Consider the following 14,122-nt stretch of genomic DNA (forward strand, 5'->3'; position numbering starts at 1 on the left):
GCAAGCAGAAGGGGGCGCGGGGAGCCGCGCGGGCCGTGTGCCCCGCGCAGTTCTCCGCGCCCCCGGCGCGCTGCCCGTCAGAGGCGTCGCAGCACCGCGACGACCTTGCCGAGGATGGTGGCGTTGTCGCCCGGGATCGGGTCGTACGCCGGGTTGTGCGGCATCAGCCAGATCTTGCCGTCCTCGCGCTTGAGGCGCTTGACGGTGGCCTCGCCGTCGATCATCGCCGCGACGATGTCGCCGTTCTCGGCGACCGGCTGCCGGCGGACGGTGACCCAGTCCCCGTCGCAGATCGCCGCCTCGATCATCGAGTCGCCGCGGACGGTGAGCGCGAAGAGCTCGCCCTCGCCGACCAGCTGACGCGGCAGCGGGAAGACGTCCTCGACGGTCTGCTCGGCGAGGATCGGGCCACCCGCCGCGATCCGGCCGACCAGCGGCACGTAGGAGGTCGAGGGGCGGCCGGCCGTCTCCGCGGTGTTGGGGCGGGCGACCTCGACGCCGCGGACCTCGTAGGCACGCGGGCGGTGCGGGTCGCGGCGGAGGAAGCCCTTGCGCTCCAGGGCCATCAGCTGGTGGGCGACGGAGGAGGTGGAGGAGAGGCCGACGGCCTGGCCGATCTCGCGCATGGAGGGCGGGTACCCCCGGCGCTGGACCGAGTCCCGGATGACCTCGATGACCCGGCGCTGGCGCTCCGTCAGGCCGGCCTCGTCGGTGCGGATGCCGGGCGGCCGGCCGGGCAGGGAGCGGGTGGGGACGGTCGCGCCGAGCACGGCATCCTGCACGGCGGCGTGCTCGATCGGCTGGCTACGGCTCATGCTGTGGTCCACGCCTTGCTGGTCCGTGGTGCGCGCGGAGCGCTCCTGCACCGGGATGGAGTTGCTCTTGAGTTCTACGGTGTTCATCGCGGCCCCTCATTGGACAGGCGTTTCTCCCTTGCCCTGCTCAACTGGTGCCCCTATCGAAAGGTTGCGCCAAACACACGTTCGAGTGAATTATTTAGCAGTCTGCTGACTCGATCAAGGCTTTGGGTGTACATCGATTAAATGTTCGACTCCGGGCAGTCTATTTCACCCTCCCCGGAGATTTCGACCCGGTCCGCGGAACACGCCGCGCGGGTGGCGGTGCGAACACTGCGGACGAACCGGATCCGTTCGGCGTGGCGAAGCCCCCGAGCGCTAGATCTTGTGCCAGTCTCACCCGTCGGGCCCACAGGTTGTGGTCGAGCTTGCTGTGGACCCCCGCTCATCGCGTAGAGTGGCCCGGTCCGCTGTCACGCCCTTCGGGAGGGAGTCCTCAGGTGCACTGCCCCTTCTGCCGGCATCCCGACAGCCGGGTCGTGGACAGCCGGGCCAGCGACGACGGCAGTTCCATCCGCCGCCGCCGCCAGTGCCCCGACTGCGGCCGCCGTTTCACCACGGTCGAAACCGCGACCCTGATGGTGATCAAGCGCAGTGGCGTCACCGAGCCCTTCTCCCGCGAGAAGGTGATCTCCGGCGTCCGCAAGGCCTGCCAGGGCCGGCCGGTCACCGAGGACGCGCTCGCGCAGCTGGGCCAGCGGGTCGAGGAGTGCGTGCGCGCCTCCGGCAGCGCCGAGCTGTCCACCCACGACGTCGGCCTGGCCATACTGGGCCCGCTCAAGGAGCTCGACGTCGTCGCGTACCTGAGGTTCGCGTCGGTCTACCGGGCCTTCGACGGCCTGGAGGACTTCGAGGCCGCCATCGCGGAGCTCCGCGCCGAGCGGCCGTTCGTCCCGGAGGACGGCGCCGCGCTGCCCTCCCCCGCCGCCGCGCCCTAGGGCCGCGGCCAAGGTCCACCGCTCCGGCCGTCCGCGGCCGGCGCGCGCCCGCGCAACGGTTACAGAACACAACACAACGTGCGAAAGCGGTCACCGTTCGAGGCTGCCCGCACACCAGGAAGCGAACCACCGGATGCCCCGTAAGCCGGAAGCATCGGGGCGTCCAGGGCGTTTGCCCAGGAGGAGGAGAAGAAGTGACTGACACGACGAGCGGTTCCGCACGCGGGTCGAAGTCCGCGAAGGCGACCAAGGCGGGCGGCAAGGCGCCCGAGGGCGGGCTGCGGATCGGGCGCATCTACACCACTCCTGGCGTCCACCCCTACGACCAGGTGACCTGGGAGCGCCGCGACGTCGTCATGACCAACTGGCGTGACGGCTCGATCAACTTCGAGCAGCGCGGCGTGGAGTTCCCCGACTTCTGGTCGGTCAACGCGGTCAACATCGTGACCTCGAAGTACTTCCGCGGCGCCGTGGGCACCCCGCAGCGCGAGTGGAGCCTCAAGCAGATCATCGACCGCGTGGTGCTCACCTACCGCGCCGCCGGTGAGAAGCACGGCTACTTCGCCACCCCGGAGGACGCCGAGACCTTCGAGCACGAGCTGACCCACGCCCTCCTCCACCAGGTGTTCAGCTTCAACTCGCCGGTCTGGTTCAACGTCGGCACCAAGCAGCCCCAGCAGGTCTCCGCCTGCTTCATCCTGGCCGTCGACGACTCCATGGAGTCGATCCTCGACTGGTACAAGGAAGAGGGCATGATCTTCAAGGGCGGCTCCGGCGCCGGCCTCAACCTCTCCCGGATCCGCTCCTCCAAGGAGCTGCTGTCCTCCGGCGGCAACGCCTCCGGCCCGGTCTCCTTCATGCGCGGCGCCGACGCCTCCGCCGGCACCATCAAGTCGGGCGGCGCCACCCGCCGCGCGGCCAAGATGGTCGTCCTGGACGTCGACCACCCGGACGTCGAGGCCTTCATCGAGACCAAGGTGAAGGAGGAGGAGAAGATCCGCGCCCTGCGCGACGCCGGGTTCGACATGGACCTGGGCGGCGACGACATCACCTCCGTCCAGTACCAGAACGCCAACAACTCCGTCCGCGTCTCGGACGAGTTCATGACGGCGGTCGAGAACGGCACCGCCTTCGGCCTGCGTGCCCGGATGACCGGCGAGGTCATCGAGACCGTCGACGCCAAGCAGCTCTTCCGCAAGATGGCCGAGGCCGCCTGGGCCTGTGCCGACCCGGGCATCCAGTACGACTCGACCATCAACCACTGGCACACCTGCCCGGAGTCCGGCCGCATCAACGCGTCCAACCCCTGCTCCGAGTACATGCACCTGGACAACTCCAGCTGCAACCTCGCCTCGCTCAACCTGATGAAGTTCCTCCGCGACGACGACTCCTTCGACGCCGGGACCTTCGCCAAGGTCGTCGAGCTGGTCATCACCGCGATGGACATCTCCATCTGCTTCGCCGACTTCCCGACCGAGAAGATCGGCGAGACCACCCGCGCCTTCCGCCAGCTCGGCATCGGCTACGCCAACCTCGGCGCCCTGCTGATGGCCACCGGCCACGCGTACGACTCCGAGGGCGGCCGCGCGCTGGCCGGCGCCATCACCTCGCTGATGACCGGCACCGCCTACCGCCGCGGCGCCGAACTCGCCGGCGTGGTCGGCCCGTACGAGGGCTACGCCCGCAACGCCGCCGCCCACCGCCGGGTGATGCAGCAGCACGCGGACGCCAACGCCGCCGCCGTCGCGGTCGACGACCTGGACGCCCCGGTGTGGGCCGCCGCCACCGAGACCTGGGGCGACGTGATCCGCCTGGGCGCCGCGAACGGCTTCCGCAACGCGCAGGCCTCCGTGCTCGCCCCGACCGGCACCATCGGCCTGATGATGGACTGCGACACCACCGGCGTCGAGCCGGACCTCGCACTGGTCAAGTTCAAGAAGCTCGTCGGCGGCGGCTCGATGCAGATCGTCAACGGCACCGTGCCGCGCGCCCTGAAGCGCCTCGGCTACCAGGACGAGCAGGTCGAGGCGGTCGTCGCCCACATCGCCGAGCACGGCAACGTGATCGACGCCCCGGGCCTCAAGTCCGCCCACTACGAGGTCTTCGACTGCGCGATGGGCGAGCGCTCCATCTCGCCGATGGGCCACGTGCGGATGATGTCGGCGATCCAGCCGTGGATCTCCGGCGCCATCTCCAAGACGGTCAACATGCCCGAGAACGCCTCGGTCGAGGACGTCGAGGAGATCTACTTCGAGGCGTGGAAGCTCGGTGTGAAGGCGCTCGCCATCTACCGCGACAACTGCAAGGTCGGCCAGCCGCTCTCGGCCAAGACCAAGACCCCGGCCGTCGAGGAGAAGGCCGCCGCGGCGCCCGCCGCGGTCGAGAAGGTCGTCGAGTACCGCCCCGTCCGCAAGCGCCTCCCGAAGGGCCGCCCGGGCATCACCACCTCCTTCACGGTCGGCGGCGCCGAGGGCTACATGACGGCCAACTCCTACCCGGACGACGGCCTGGGCGAGGTCTTCCTGAAGATGTCCAAGCAGGGTTCGACCCTCGCGGGCATGATGGACGCCTTCTCGATCGCCGTCTCGGTCGGCCTGCAGTACGGCGTGCCGCTGGAGACCTACGTCTCGAAGTTCACCAACATGCGCTTCGAGCCGGCCGGTCTGACCGACGACCCGGACGTGCGGATGGCGCAGTCGATCGTCGACTACATCTTCCGCCGCCTGGCGCTGGACTTCCTGCCGTTCGAGACCCGTTCCGCGCTCGGCATCCACTCCGTCGAGGAGCGGACCCGGCACCTGGAGACGGGCTCGTACGAGCCGGTCGAGGAGGAGGACGTGGACGTGGAGGGCCTCGCCCAGTCCGCGCCGCTCGCCGCCCCCCGGGCCGCCGAGCCCGCCCCGGCGAAGCCGCAGGCCGCCCCGGCCCGGGCCCACAACTCGACCGAACTGGTGGAGATCCAGCTGGGCCTGAACGCCGACGCGCCGCTCTGCTTCTCCTGCGGCACCAAGATGCGCCGCGCCGGCAGCTGCTACCTCTGCGAGGGCTGCGGCTCCACCAGCGGCTGCAGCTGACCCCGGGCGGGCCGCGCCGGACACGACGTCCGGCGCGGCCCGCGGGGGTGGCCGAACAGCAGCTCACGAAGGGGACCGGCCGTCGGCCGGTCCCCTTCGCCGTGCCTGCGTGCTGCGGGACACGACACCGGGCGGGTGCCGTGTCCCGGCCCGGCCGGCGGGGTGGTGCGGCATGATGGGCGGATGGAACTGGAGCCGCACCGGCGCGAGTTGGTGGCGTTCTGCTACCGGATGACGGGCTCGTTCCACGAGGCCGAGGACCTGGTGCAGGAGACCCTGCTGCGCGCCTGGAAGGCCCGTGACCGCTACGACCCGGCGCGTGCCTCGGTGCGGACCTGGTTGTACCGGATCGCCGCCAACGTGTGCCTGACGGCACTGGAGGGGCGCGGGCGGCGGCCGCTGCCGTCCGGACTGGGAGCGCCGAGCGAGGACCCGGGGGCGCCGCTCGTGCCGGCGCAGGACGTCCCCTGGCTGGAGCCGTTCCCGGACGCCCGGTACGACGCGGAGGTCCGGGCCGACCTCCGGCTCGCCTGGGTGGCCGCCGTGCAGCACCTGCCGGCGCGCCAGCGCGCGGTGCTCGTCCTGCGCGAGGTGCTGGCCTTCTCCGCCGCCGAGGTCGCCGAGCAGTTGGGGACCACCGTCGCCGCGGTGAACAGCGCGCTGCAGCGCGCCCGCGCGGCCGTGGCCGACGTGGGCGACGCCGGCGAGGTCCGCGAGCCGGACGACCCCGAGGTGCAGGCGGTGGTCCGGCGCTACGTGCGGGCGTTCGAGGCGGCCGACGTCGGCGCGCTGGTGCGGCTGCTGGCCGAGGACGCCGTCCTGGAGATGCCGCCCGTGCCGCTGTGGTACCGGGGCAGCCGGGACTACGGCCTGTTCCTGGAACGGGTCTTCCGGATGCGCGGCACCGGGTGGGGCGTGCGTCCGCTCACCGCCAACGGGCAGCCCGCGTTCGCCGCCTACGCGCCCGGGCCCGACGGCGGACTCCTTCTGCACACGGTGCAGGTGCTCACGGTCGCCCGCGGCCGCGTGACGCACAACGTGGTGTTCGCGGATCCGCGCGTCCTCGAAGCATTCCGCCTGCCGCCACGGATTTCCCCCGAGGAGTTCCGGCGGCGGCGATGAGTCCGGGCGGTGCCGCCGGTACGTACCGGTGAACACCGCACCGAAGGGAATCCGCCGTGAGCGTCATCGTCATCGAATTCACCACCCTGGACGGCATCGTGTCCGACCCGGACGGCTCCGGGGGGACTCCGCCGGGCGGCTGGGCCTTCCGGTTCGGCCGGGAGGCGGTCGCCGGGGACAAGTTCCGGCTGGGCAGCACGCTGGACGAGGGGGTCATGCTGTTCGGGCGGGAGACCTGGCAGCTGTTCTCCCGGCTGTGGCCGGGACGCGACGACCCCTTCGCCGTCCGGCTGAACGCGGTGCCCAAGCTCGTCGCCTCGCGCACCCTCACCGACACCTCGGCGTGGGCGAACTCCCGGCTGCTGGAGGGCGACCTGGTCGACACGGTCAAGCGGGAGCGGCGCGACGTGATCGTCACGGGCAGCCTGAGCGTCGTGCACCGGCTGATGGCCGAGGACCTGGTCGACGAGTACCGGCTGCTGACCTTCCCGACCGTCCTCGGCACCGGTCGGCGCCTCTTCCCGGCCGAGGGCCCGCTCGTCGACCTGGAGTGCCGGTCGGTGCAGCGGATCGGCGCCGCCGTCCTGACGCGTTGGACCAGGCCCGCCTGAGCCCCGCTGCTACTGGATTCGTACGCCGAGGGCCGGACCCCTGGTCGGGTCCGGCCCTCGGGCGCGTGTGCGGTGGGGTCAGTGGGTGGTGCTCAGGGACGGCAGGGGCCACTCGCGGTGGAATGCGGGCAGCGGGAGGTCGGCCTTGAGGAGGGGGGTGCCGAGGATCTTGATCTGGGCGTAGAGCCTGCCGTTGATGTCGAGGCCGGCGGTGTTGGTCCAACTGCCTTCGACGTGCGGGGGCTTGCCGGTGGTGTCGAGGGTCACCGAGCCGGCCACCCGGGAGGTCAGGTGGGGCTCGATGCTTGCGGCGACGCCGACGGTGTCGTACAGGCCGACGGAGGCCTCGGCGGTGAGGCCGGTGCGCAGGGAGCCCTCGCCGCTGAGCTTGGCGCGGACGGGTCCGACGGTGGTGGTGCCGGGGTCGGCGGCGGTCGTCCAGCCCTTGCCCTTGGCGTAGTCGGCGTGGACGGCCCAGGCGCCGTCGAGGTCCTGCTCGGCCTCGACGGTGAGCTTGCCGTCGGCGCCGACGGTCAGGTAGCAGGTGAGGTCGAGGTTGACCACCACGGGGAAGCCGGCGACGGTGAGCACGGGGCTGGCGCTGAGCTTGGCGAGCGGGACCCGCAGCGGGTTGGGGCTCGCCGCGAGGGTGGCGTCGACCTTCCAGTCGGCGTGGGCGCCGAGGCCGAAGCCGACCCGGGCCTTCTCGATGCCGCCCTTGAGGATGCCGCGGCCGTCGTAGGAGAAGTCGACGGAGGGGTCGAGGCGGATGCCGGCGGCGAGGTCGGCCTTGGCCCCGCCGGGCAGCGGGACGCTGGTGCTCGCGTCGAGGGAGAGCTGGGCGGAGGCGGAGCCGTTGCCGCCGCCGGGGCGGGTGGTGAAGCCGACCTTGAGGTCCTTGACCAGCGGCTGGACGTGGATGCCGTGGACGTCGATCGCCCTGTGCTGTTCGGTGGCGGTGGCGCCGAGCAGTTCGGCGACCTCGGCGGGGCGGGTGGTGACCTCGACCGTGTCGCCCTCGGCCTTCTGCACGCCGGTGACGGCGACCAGCGCGCCGCGGGGTGCGGCGGGGGTGGGCGGGCTGGCGATCAGCTGGCCGGTGCGGACGGTGTCCGGTGCGGCGGAGGCCGAGGCGGACGCGGACGTGGAGGCGGAGGCGGTGGCGTTCGGGCTGTGCGGGGCACCGGTGGTGCGGGAGCCGCCGGGGGTGGTGCTGCTGCCCCGGGTGCTGCCGGTGTTCCCGGTGTGCAGGGTGGCGCGGCCGCTGGCCGGGTCGTAGGCGACGAGGGCGACCGTCCGGCCGGTGCCGGCGGCCGGCTTGCCGGAGGTCGCCGGGCTCGCGACCGCGGCGGCCGGGGCCGCGGCGGCGGGGGTGTCGGTGCTGCTCGGGACGGTCGCGGCCGGGGCCGGCGCGGTCTCCGTGGTGAGGGCCGCGGCGGCGAGGGCCGGCTCGGCGGCGGGTGCGGAGGCGGCGCAGCCGGTGGCGGTGAGCAGCAGGCCGGTGGCCAGTGCGGGGAGCGCACGGGAGCGTATGGACATGCAGAGGGTTCGCCTTCGAGGTGGTGAGGGCAGGGTGAGGCCGGACGGGGGTGGCCGACCGACGCATTCCTTGGCATGTTACTGACGAGTCATCGGTTGGACGAAAGTGACGCAGGCTCAACTTTCTGGAGGTGGATGCCGGATGAGTTTCGGATGGCACGCCCGGCGGGTGGCGGATTCGAGGTTGCCGCTCCGGGTGAGGGTGGCGGCGCTGCGGTCGTGCGTGCAGCTGTACCGGCCGCTGGGGTTCCACGGGACGCTGGACCGTCTGGCGTGGCTGGCCGGGCCGTTCCAGCGGGACGAGGCGGCGCTGTTGCGGGCGCTGGCCGTGCTGGAGGAGGACCGCAGTCGCTGGCTGGCCGAGCTGGACGCGTACGCGCGGTCGCGGCGGACGGGCAAGCGCTGCGGTCGCCGCATGCCGAGGGAGGGGGAGCGGAACCCGAACGACCGGACGTACTGGTCCGTGTGAGGCACTGCCGTTGTGATCGTTCCGGGCCGGGTGTCAACCAGGGTTGACAGGAGCCCCGGTGTCAACCTAAGTTGACAACATGAGCGAGACGAGACAGCTCGCCGCGGACGCGAGCAGCCGCGACCCCGCGATCGGCCTCCGGGCCGTCCGGGCTCTGCGGGACCTGGCCGACCGGCTGGAGGACCTCCAGGTCGGCAACGCGCGCGAGCAGGGCTGGTCCTGGCAGGAGATCGCCGCCTGCCTCGGGGTCAGCCGACAGGCGGTGCACAAGAAGTACGCCAAGCGGATCTTCGGTTCGAGAGGGGAGGGCTGACCGTGTTCGAGCGGTTCACGGACGGCGCGCGCCGCGTCGTCATGCAGGCCCAGGTCGAGGCGCGCGAACTCGGCCACGAGAAGGTCGGCACCGAGCACCTGCTGCTCGGCATCCTGCACGACCCGGCCGACCCGGTGGCCGCACTGCTGGCCGCCGACGGCCTCGACCACGAGTCCGCCCGGGCCGAGGTCGTCCGGCTCTCCGGCGGCCAGGTCGACGGCCGGGCGCTGGCCGCGATCGGCGTCGACCTCGACGCCGTCCGGGCGGCCGTGGAGTCCGCGTTCGGCGAGGGCGCCCTGGAGCGCCGGCCCGCCGACGGACGCCGGGCCGGGAAGCACAGCCGGCTCACCCCGCGCGCCCGCAAGACCCTGGAGCTCTCGCTGCGTGAGACCCTCCGCCTCAAGCAGAAGGAGATCGCCACCGGCCACCTCCTGCTCGGCCTGGTCCGCGAGGGCCAGGGCCTGGGCGCGGCGGTGCTGTCCGGCCACGGCGTGGACTTCGCCAAGCTACGCCGGGACGTGGAGGCGGTCCTCGGTTGACCCGGCGCCGCCCCGAAGCGTGCCCCGGCGGGCCGTTCCCACATCGCGGAACGGCCCGCCGGACGTCTTCACAGGCCCTTCCGCCCCGCGGTTACCGGGTGGTACGGGCGCGGAGCGTCATGCTGTGCGACTGTGCGTCAACTCGGGCATTGAGTCGAAAACCTGAATGGATATGATCTGGCGACCGCGTGTACCGATCAAATGAGCGGAACGCGCCCGGCCGTACGCCGCGCCGGCCCGCCCGGCGTGCCCGCCGCCGGTCCCGCGGTCGCCCTGCTCCGCCGCCGACGCCGCACGAGGATCAGACAGATGAGAGCTCGCACGCGCCCCGCCCGGGCGGCGTACCAGGGATCCGACGGCGCACTCGCGGTCCGCGCCGGGGCCGGGATCGTCCTCGGCGCCGCGGCCGCGGCCACCGCCGTCGCCCTCACCCCCTCCGTCCACCGCGCCGCCGTCGCAGGCGTCGCCGCCGTCGCCGCCGTGCTCTGGTGCGGCCTCGTCGGCTGGACGGCCAAGCTCGGACTCCGCGCCCGCGCCGCCGAGCGCACCCTCGCCGACGTCCGGCGCGAACTCGCCGAGACCGGCGCCGCCGCCGGCGCGCTGCACACCGAACTCACCGCCGCCCACACCGCGGCCGGCGCCCTGCGCGCCGCCCTCGCCAACGCCCAGGCGGAGACCGCCGAGATCCGCACCGACCTGGAGCAGGCCCGCGCCGACGAGCACGCCCTGCGCGCCGAACTCGCCGCGCTCCACGAGGCGCACAGCGCCGCCGTCCGGGAACGCACCGAACTGGCCGCCCTCCGCGACCAGGTGCTGCCCCGGGTGGTCGAGAAGCTGCGCGCGGGCGCCTCGGTCGACACCGCCCTCACCGGCCACGACCTGCCTGTCCACCACGCACTGCTGCGCACCGTCGCCGAGGCCGTCGGCCGCGGCGAACGCCAGCGCGCCGCCGCCCTCGCCGTCTGCGCCACCGCCGCCGGCCGCGTCCAGGCACTGGCCACGAGCATGCACGCCGAACTGCGCGACATGCAGCACCGGCACGGCGAGGACGTCCTCGGCGACCTGCTCGTCCTCGACCACTCCACCGCCCAGGTCGGCCGGATGGCCGACTCCATCGCGGTGCTCACCGGCGCCCGCTCCGGCCGCCGCTGGACGAAGCCGATCGGCGTCGAGTCGATCCTGCGCGGCGCCCTCGGCCGGATCGGCGCCTACCAGCGCGTCCGGCTGCACAACGCCTCCACCGCCGCGGTGGCCGGCTTCGCCGCCGAGGGCGTGATGCACGTCCTCGCCGAACTCCTCGACAACGCCGCCAACTTCTCCGCCCCGCCGGCCGAGGTGCACGTCTACGTCGAGGAGGCCCACTCCGGCCTCGTCGTCACCGTCGAGGACGGCGGACTCGGCCTCAGCGACAGCTGGCTGCGCCGCGCCGAACAGGCCGTCTCCGCCCAGCCGCTGGACCTCAGCGCGCTCTCCGCCGGCACCCGGCTCGGCCTCGCCGTGGTCGGCTCGCTCGCCCGCAAGCACGGCCTGTCGATCTCCTTCCGGCCGTCCGCGCGCGGCGGCACCGGCGTCGTGGTGCTGATCCCCGAGCAGCTGATCAGCCACCCCGCACCCGCCCTCGCCCGGGCCCTGGACGCCGAGCGCCGCGCCGCGGCCGCCGCACCGGTCGCGGTCGCACCGGCGCCCGGCGCACCGCGCCCGGCCCGGCCCGTCCTGGAGCCCGCCCGGCCGGCCGCCCCCGCGGACCCCGCCGACGGCCCCGGCACCACCGCGGGCCCGGACAACACGGACAGCGACGCCGGCAACGAGGCCGGCGCCGACACCCCGCCCGCCGCCCGGACCCTGCCGCAGCGCCGCCGCGGGCAGACCCTGGCGGCGGCCGCGCCGGCGGGCCAGCCCGCTCCGCCGCCGCGGACCGAACGCTCCGCCGCCCTCTCCGCGGCCCGCTTCGGCGCGTTCCGCAAGGCCCTGCAAGGGGCCGAGTCCCCCGACGCCCACGCGAAGGACGATGCCTGATGAGCAGCAGCACCGACCGCGACCTCGACTGGCTGCTGGAGAACCTGCTGACGGCCACCCCCGGTGCCCGGCACGCCCTGGTGCTCTCCGCCGACGGACTGAAGCTCTGCCACACCGCCGCCCTCGGCACCGACCAGGCCGACCAGCTCGCCGCGATCGCCTCCGGCATGCAGAGCCTGGCCCACGGCGCCTCCATCGAGTTCGGCGACGCCGCGGGCGGCGTCCGCCAGTCGATGACCGAGTTCCACGGCGGCATCCTGTGCATCGTCGCCGCCGGTGAGGGCGCCCACCTCGCGGTCGTCACCGACGACGACGCCGACGTCGGCGTGGTCGGGCACAACATGCACGGGCTGATCGAGCAGATCGGGGTGTTCCTGAGCGCCCCGGCGCGCGAGATCGAGGCAGGGGTGTGACGCGGCCGCTCGCCGGCCGGGACGAGGACCCGGACCGGCTCTACACCGTGACCCGCGGCCGCAGCCGGCCGCCCGAGCACGCCTTCGACCTGGTCACCCTGGTCGTCACCGAGCAGGAGCCGGTGCCCGGCATGCAGTCCGAGCACGCCCGCATCCTGACCCTGTGCGCCACCCCGACGGCCGTGGTCGAGCTCGCCGCCGAACTCGCCCTGCCGGTCAGCGTGGTGAAGATCCTGCTGGGCGACCTGCTGGAGGCCGGCCGGATCACCGCCCGCCACCCCAGGTTCGCCCCGTCCAAGGCACGCCTGCCCGACCTCGACACGCTGAAGCAGGTGCTGCATGGTCTCCAACAGCTCTGACACCCTCGCCCCGGCCGGCAGGGCACCGCTCAGCAGCACCGCCGCGAACGGCCTGAAGATCGTCGTGGTGGGCGGCTTCGGCGTCGGCAAGACCACCCTGGTCGGCTCGGTGAGCGAGATCCGCCCGCTCAACACCGAGGAGACGATGACCCGCGCCGGCGAGGGCGTGGACGACCTCACCGGGGTGCAGGGCAAGCGGTCGACCACCGTCGCCTTCGACTTCGGCCGGATCACCCTCGGCGCCGAGAACGTCCTCTACCTCTTCGGCGCCCCCGGCCAGGAGCGCTTCTGGTTCCTCTGGGACCGGCTGTTCACCGGCGCCCTCGGCGCCGTGGTGCTGGTCGACACCCGCCGGCTGGAGGAGTCCTGGTACGCCATCGACCGGCTGGAGCACCACGGCACGCCCTTCGTGGTCGTCCGCAACAACTTCGGGGCGCCCGAGCACACCCTCGCCGAGGTGAGGGCCGCCCTCGACCTCGCCGAGCACGTCCCGCTGGTGGAGTGCGACGCACGGGACCGCGAGTCGAGCAAGCAGGTGCTGATCGAGCTTGTCCGCCACCTGCACCGCATGGCCGAGGCCGAGGCCTCCGGAGAGGACACCCCGTGACCGAGCCCGTCACCACCCCGCCGCCCGGCTGCCCGGCCCACGCGGACGCCGCGCCGCTGTACGGGCCGCGGTTCCAGACCGACCCCGGCGCGCTCTACCAGGAGCTGCGCGACCGCCACGGCCCGGTCGCACCCGTCGAACTCGCCGGCGGCGTCCCCGCCTGGCTGGTCATCGGCTACCGCGAACTCCAGCTCGTCACCGGCCAGCCCAAGGTCTTCGGCCGGGACTCCACCCGCTGGAACCAGTGGCCGAACATCCCCGAGGACTGGCCGCTCAAGCCGATGATGGCGCCCGTCCCCTCGATCCTCTACGCCGAGGGCGCCGAGCACCAGCGCCGCTCCTCCGCCGTCACCGACGCCCTCGCCGCCGTCGACCCGTACGAACTGCGGGTCCACTGCGAGGAGATCGCCGACCGGCTGATCGACGGCTTCGCCGGGCGCGGCGAGGCCGACCTGGTCGCCGACTACGCCCACCGGCTGCCGCTGCTGGTGCTCTGCCGGCTCTTCGGCCTCGACGAGGACGAGGCCCCGGTGCTGATCCGCGGCCTGCTCGCGATGCTCGACGGCGGCGCGGACGCCCAGGAGGGCGCCCAGCAGCTGCTCACCGTCATGCTCGGACTCGTCCACCGGCGCCGCGAGATCCCCGCCGCCGACGCCACCTCGCGGCTGCTCGCCCACGAGGCCGGGCTGAACGACGAGGAGGTCATGCGCGACCTGCGGGTGCTGCTGATCGCTGGCCACCAGCCGCTCGCCTACTGGATCTCCAACGCGCTGCGGCTGATGCTCACCGACGAGCGGTTCGCCGCCTCCCTCTCCGGCGGCCGCCGCTCGATCGGCCAGGCCCTCGGCGAGGCCCTCTGGGAGGACACGCCGACCCAGATCTTCGCCGGCCGCTGGGCGACCCGCGACGTCCACCTCGGCGGCCAGCGGATCGCCAAGGGCGACATGGTGCTGCTCGGCTTCGCCGGCGCCAACGCCGACCCGACGGTCCGCCAGGACTCCGGCCGCCCCGCCGAGGGCAACCGCGCCTACCTGAGCTTCTCCGCCGGCGACCACGGCTGCCCCTACCCGGCCCGCGAGGCCGCCGAGGTGATCGCCAACACCGCGATCGAGGTGCTGCTCGACCGGCTGCCGGACCTGCGCCTCGCGGTCTCCGAGAGCGCCCTGGTCTGGCGCCCCTCGGCGTGGGTGCGCGGACTGATGGCACTGCCGGTGGCCTTCACCCCCGGCTACGTGGCGGAGTGACGAGACCCGAGGAGGGGCACG

Annotated in this window: 14 protein-coding genes; 12 read left to right on the top strand and 2 right to left on the bottom strand. The window is 73.3% G+C overall.

Annotated elements, in window-relative coordinates:
- Positions 1 to 77: 77 nt before the first annotated feature.
- Positions 78 to 815, bottom strand: coding sequence for a transcriptional repressor LexA (gene lexA, locus IE98_RS0125110; protein WP_420706220.1), 738 nt, complete (start codon positions 813 to 815; stop codon positions 78 to 80).
- A 482-nt stretch (positions 816 to 1,297) separates the two neighbouring features.
- Here lexA and nrdR point away from each other — a divergent pair, with 482 nt between their 5' ends.
- The 4 genes from nrdR to IE98_RS0125130 all read left to right on the top strand — a co-directional run bounded on the left by nrdR (position 1,298) and on the right by IE98_RS0125130 (position 6,602).
- On the top strand, positions 1,298 to 1,795 hold the full coding sequence (gene nrdR, locus IE98_RS0125115) for a transcriptional regulator NrdR (RefSeq protein ID WP_030272601.1): 498 nt from the start codon (positions 1,298 to 1,300) through the stop codon (positions 1,793 to 1,795).
- Between the two features lie 194 nt (positions 1,796 to 1,989).
- Positions 1,990 to 4,869 carry a vitamin B12-dependent ribonucleotide reductase gene (locus tag IE98_RS0125120; RefSeq protein ID WP_030272602.1) on the top strand — a complete coding sequence of 960 codons (2,880 nt, stop codon included), beginning with the start codon at positions 1,990 to 1,992 and terminating at the stop codon, positions 4,867 to 4,869.
- 183 nt (positions 4,870 to 5,052) lie between these two features.
- On the top strand, positions 5,053 to 5,991 hold the full coding sequence (locus tag IE98_RS0125125) for a sigma-70 family RNA polymerase sigma factor (protein ID WP_030272603.1): 939 nt from the start codon (positions 5,053 to 5,055) through the stop codon (positions 5,989 to 5,991).
- Between the two features lie 56 nt (positions 5,992 to 6,047).
- Positions 6,048 to 6,602, top strand: coding sequence for a dihydrofolate reductase family protein (locus IE98_RS0125130; RefSeq protein ID WP_030272604.1), 555 nt, complete (start codon positions 6,048 to 6,050; stop codon positions 6,600 to 6,602).
- Between the two features lie 78 nt (positions 6,603 to 6,680).
- Here IE98_RS0125130 and IE98_RS0125135 read toward each other — a convergent pair whose 3' ends face one another.
- Positions 6,681 to 8,141 (bottom strand): hypothetical protein, encoded by a 1,461-nt coding sequence (locus tag IE98_RS0125135; RefSeq protein WP_030272606.1) that lies wholly within the window; start codon positions 8,139 to 8,141, stop codon positions 6,681 to 6,683.
- Between the two features lie 142 nt (positions 8,142 to 8,283).
- On the opposite strand from IE98_RS0125135, the gene IE98_RS0125140 reads away from it, so the two are divergent.
- The 8 genes from IE98_RS0125140 (at position 8,284) to IE98_RS0125175 (ending at position 14,101) form a co-directional block, all read left to right on the top strand.
- On the top strand, positions 8,284 to 8,610 hold the full coding sequence (locus IE98_RS0125140) for a hypothetical protein (RefSeq protein WP_043175061.1): 327 nt from the start codon (positions 8,284 to 8,286) through the stop codon (positions 8,608 to 8,610).
- A gap of 79 nt (positions 8,611 to 8,689) precedes the next feature.
- Positions 8,690 to 8,923: a helix-turn-helix domain-containing protein gene (locus IE98_RS0125145; protein WP_030272610.1), complete on the top strand. Its 234-nt coding sequence runs from the start codon at positions 8,690 to 8,692 to the stop codon at positions 8,921 to 8,923.
- A 2-nt stretch (positions 8,924 to 8,925) separates the two neighbouring features.
- Positions 8,926 to 9,462 (top strand): Clp protease N-terminal domain-containing protein, encoded by a 537-nt coding sequence (locus tag IE98_RS0125150; RefSeq protein ID WP_030272612.1) that lies wholly within the window; start codon positions 8,926 to 8,928, stop codon positions 9,460 to 9,462.
- Between the two features lie 309 nt (positions 9,463 to 9,771).
- Positions 9,772 to 11,478, top strand: coding sequence for a sensor histidine kinase (locus IE98_RS43025; RefSeq protein WP_052390935.1), 1,707 nt, complete (start codon positions 9,772 to 9,774; stop codon positions 11,476 to 11,478).
- Positions 11,478 to 11,891 (top strand): roadblock/LC7 domain-containing protein, encoded by a 414-nt coding sequence (locus IE98_RS0125160; protein ID WP_030272617.1) that lies wholly within the window; start codon positions 11,478 to 11,480, stop codon positions 11,889 to 11,891. Before IE98_RS43025 ends, IE98_RS0125160 begins: the two co-directional genes overlap by 1 nt.
- Positions 11,888 to 12,250, top strand: a complete 363-nt coding sequence (locus tag IE98_RS0125165) for a DUF742 domain-containing protein (RefSeq protein WP_030272619.1) — start codon at positions 11,888 to 11,890, stop codon at positions 12,248 to 12,250. Before IE98_RS0125160 ends, IE98_RS0125165 begins: the two co-directional genes overlap by 4 nt.
- Complete coding sequence (locus tag IE98_RS0125170; protein ID WP_030272625.1) at positions 12,231 to 12,857, top strand: GTP-binding protein; 627 nt, start codon at positions 12,231 to 12,233, stop codon at positions 12,855 to 12,857. The genes IE98_RS0125165 and IE98_RS0125170 overlap by 20 nt, the downstream gene beginning before the upstream one ends.
- Positions 12,854 to 14,101 carry a cytochrome P450 gene (locus IE98_RS0125175; protein WP_030272630.1) on the top strand — a complete coding sequence of 416 codons (1,248 nt, stop codon included), beginning with the start codon at positions 12,854 to 12,856 and terminating at the stop codon, positions 14,099 to 14,101. The genes IE98_RS0125170 and IE98_RS0125175 overlap by 4 nt, the downstream gene beginning before the upstream one ends.
- Positions 14,102 to 14,122 lie beyond the last annotated feature (21 nt).

The organism is Streptomyces sp. NRRL B-24484, from assembly GCF_000717715.1.
Classification (GTDB): Bacteria; Actinomycetota; Actinomycetes; order Streptomycetales; family Streptomycetaceae; genus Kitasatospora.

Excerpts from the sequence above, each read along its gene's own strand:
- lexA (WP_420706220.1), bottom strand. The coding sequence starts at position 815 with ATGAGCCGTAGCCAGCCGATCGAGCACGCCGCCGTGCAGGATGCCGTG.
- IE98_RS0125125 (WP_030272603.1), top strand. The coding sequence starts at position 5,053 with ATGGAACTGGAGCCGCACCGGCGCGAGTTGGTGGCGTTCTGCTACCGG.
- IE98_RS0125135 (WP_030272606.1), bottom strand. The coding sequence starts at position 8,141 with ATGTCCATACGCTCCCGTGCGCTCCCCGCACTGGCCACCGGCCTGCTG.
- IE98_RS0125140 (WP_043175061.1), top strand. The coding sequence starts at position 8,284 with ATGAGTTTCGGATGGCACGCCCGGCGGGTGGCGGATTCGAGGTTGCCG.
- IE98_RS0125145 (WP_030272610.1), top strand. The coding sequence starts at position 8,690 with ATGAGCGAGACGAGACAGCTCGCCGCGGACGCGAGCAGCCGCGACCCC.
- IE98_RS43025 (WP_052390935.1), top strand. The coding sequence starts at position 9,772 with ATGAGAGCTCGCACGCGCCCCGCCCGGGCGGCGTACCAGGGATCCGAC.
- IE98_RS0125160 (WP_030272617.1), top strand. The coding sequence starts at position 11,478 with ATGAGCAGCAGCACCGACCGCGACCTCGACTGGCTGCTGGAGAACCTG.
- IE98_RS0125170 (WP_030272625.1), top strand. The coding sequence starts at position 12,231 with ATGGTCTCCAACAGCTCTGACACCCTCGCCCCGGCCGGCAGGGCACCG.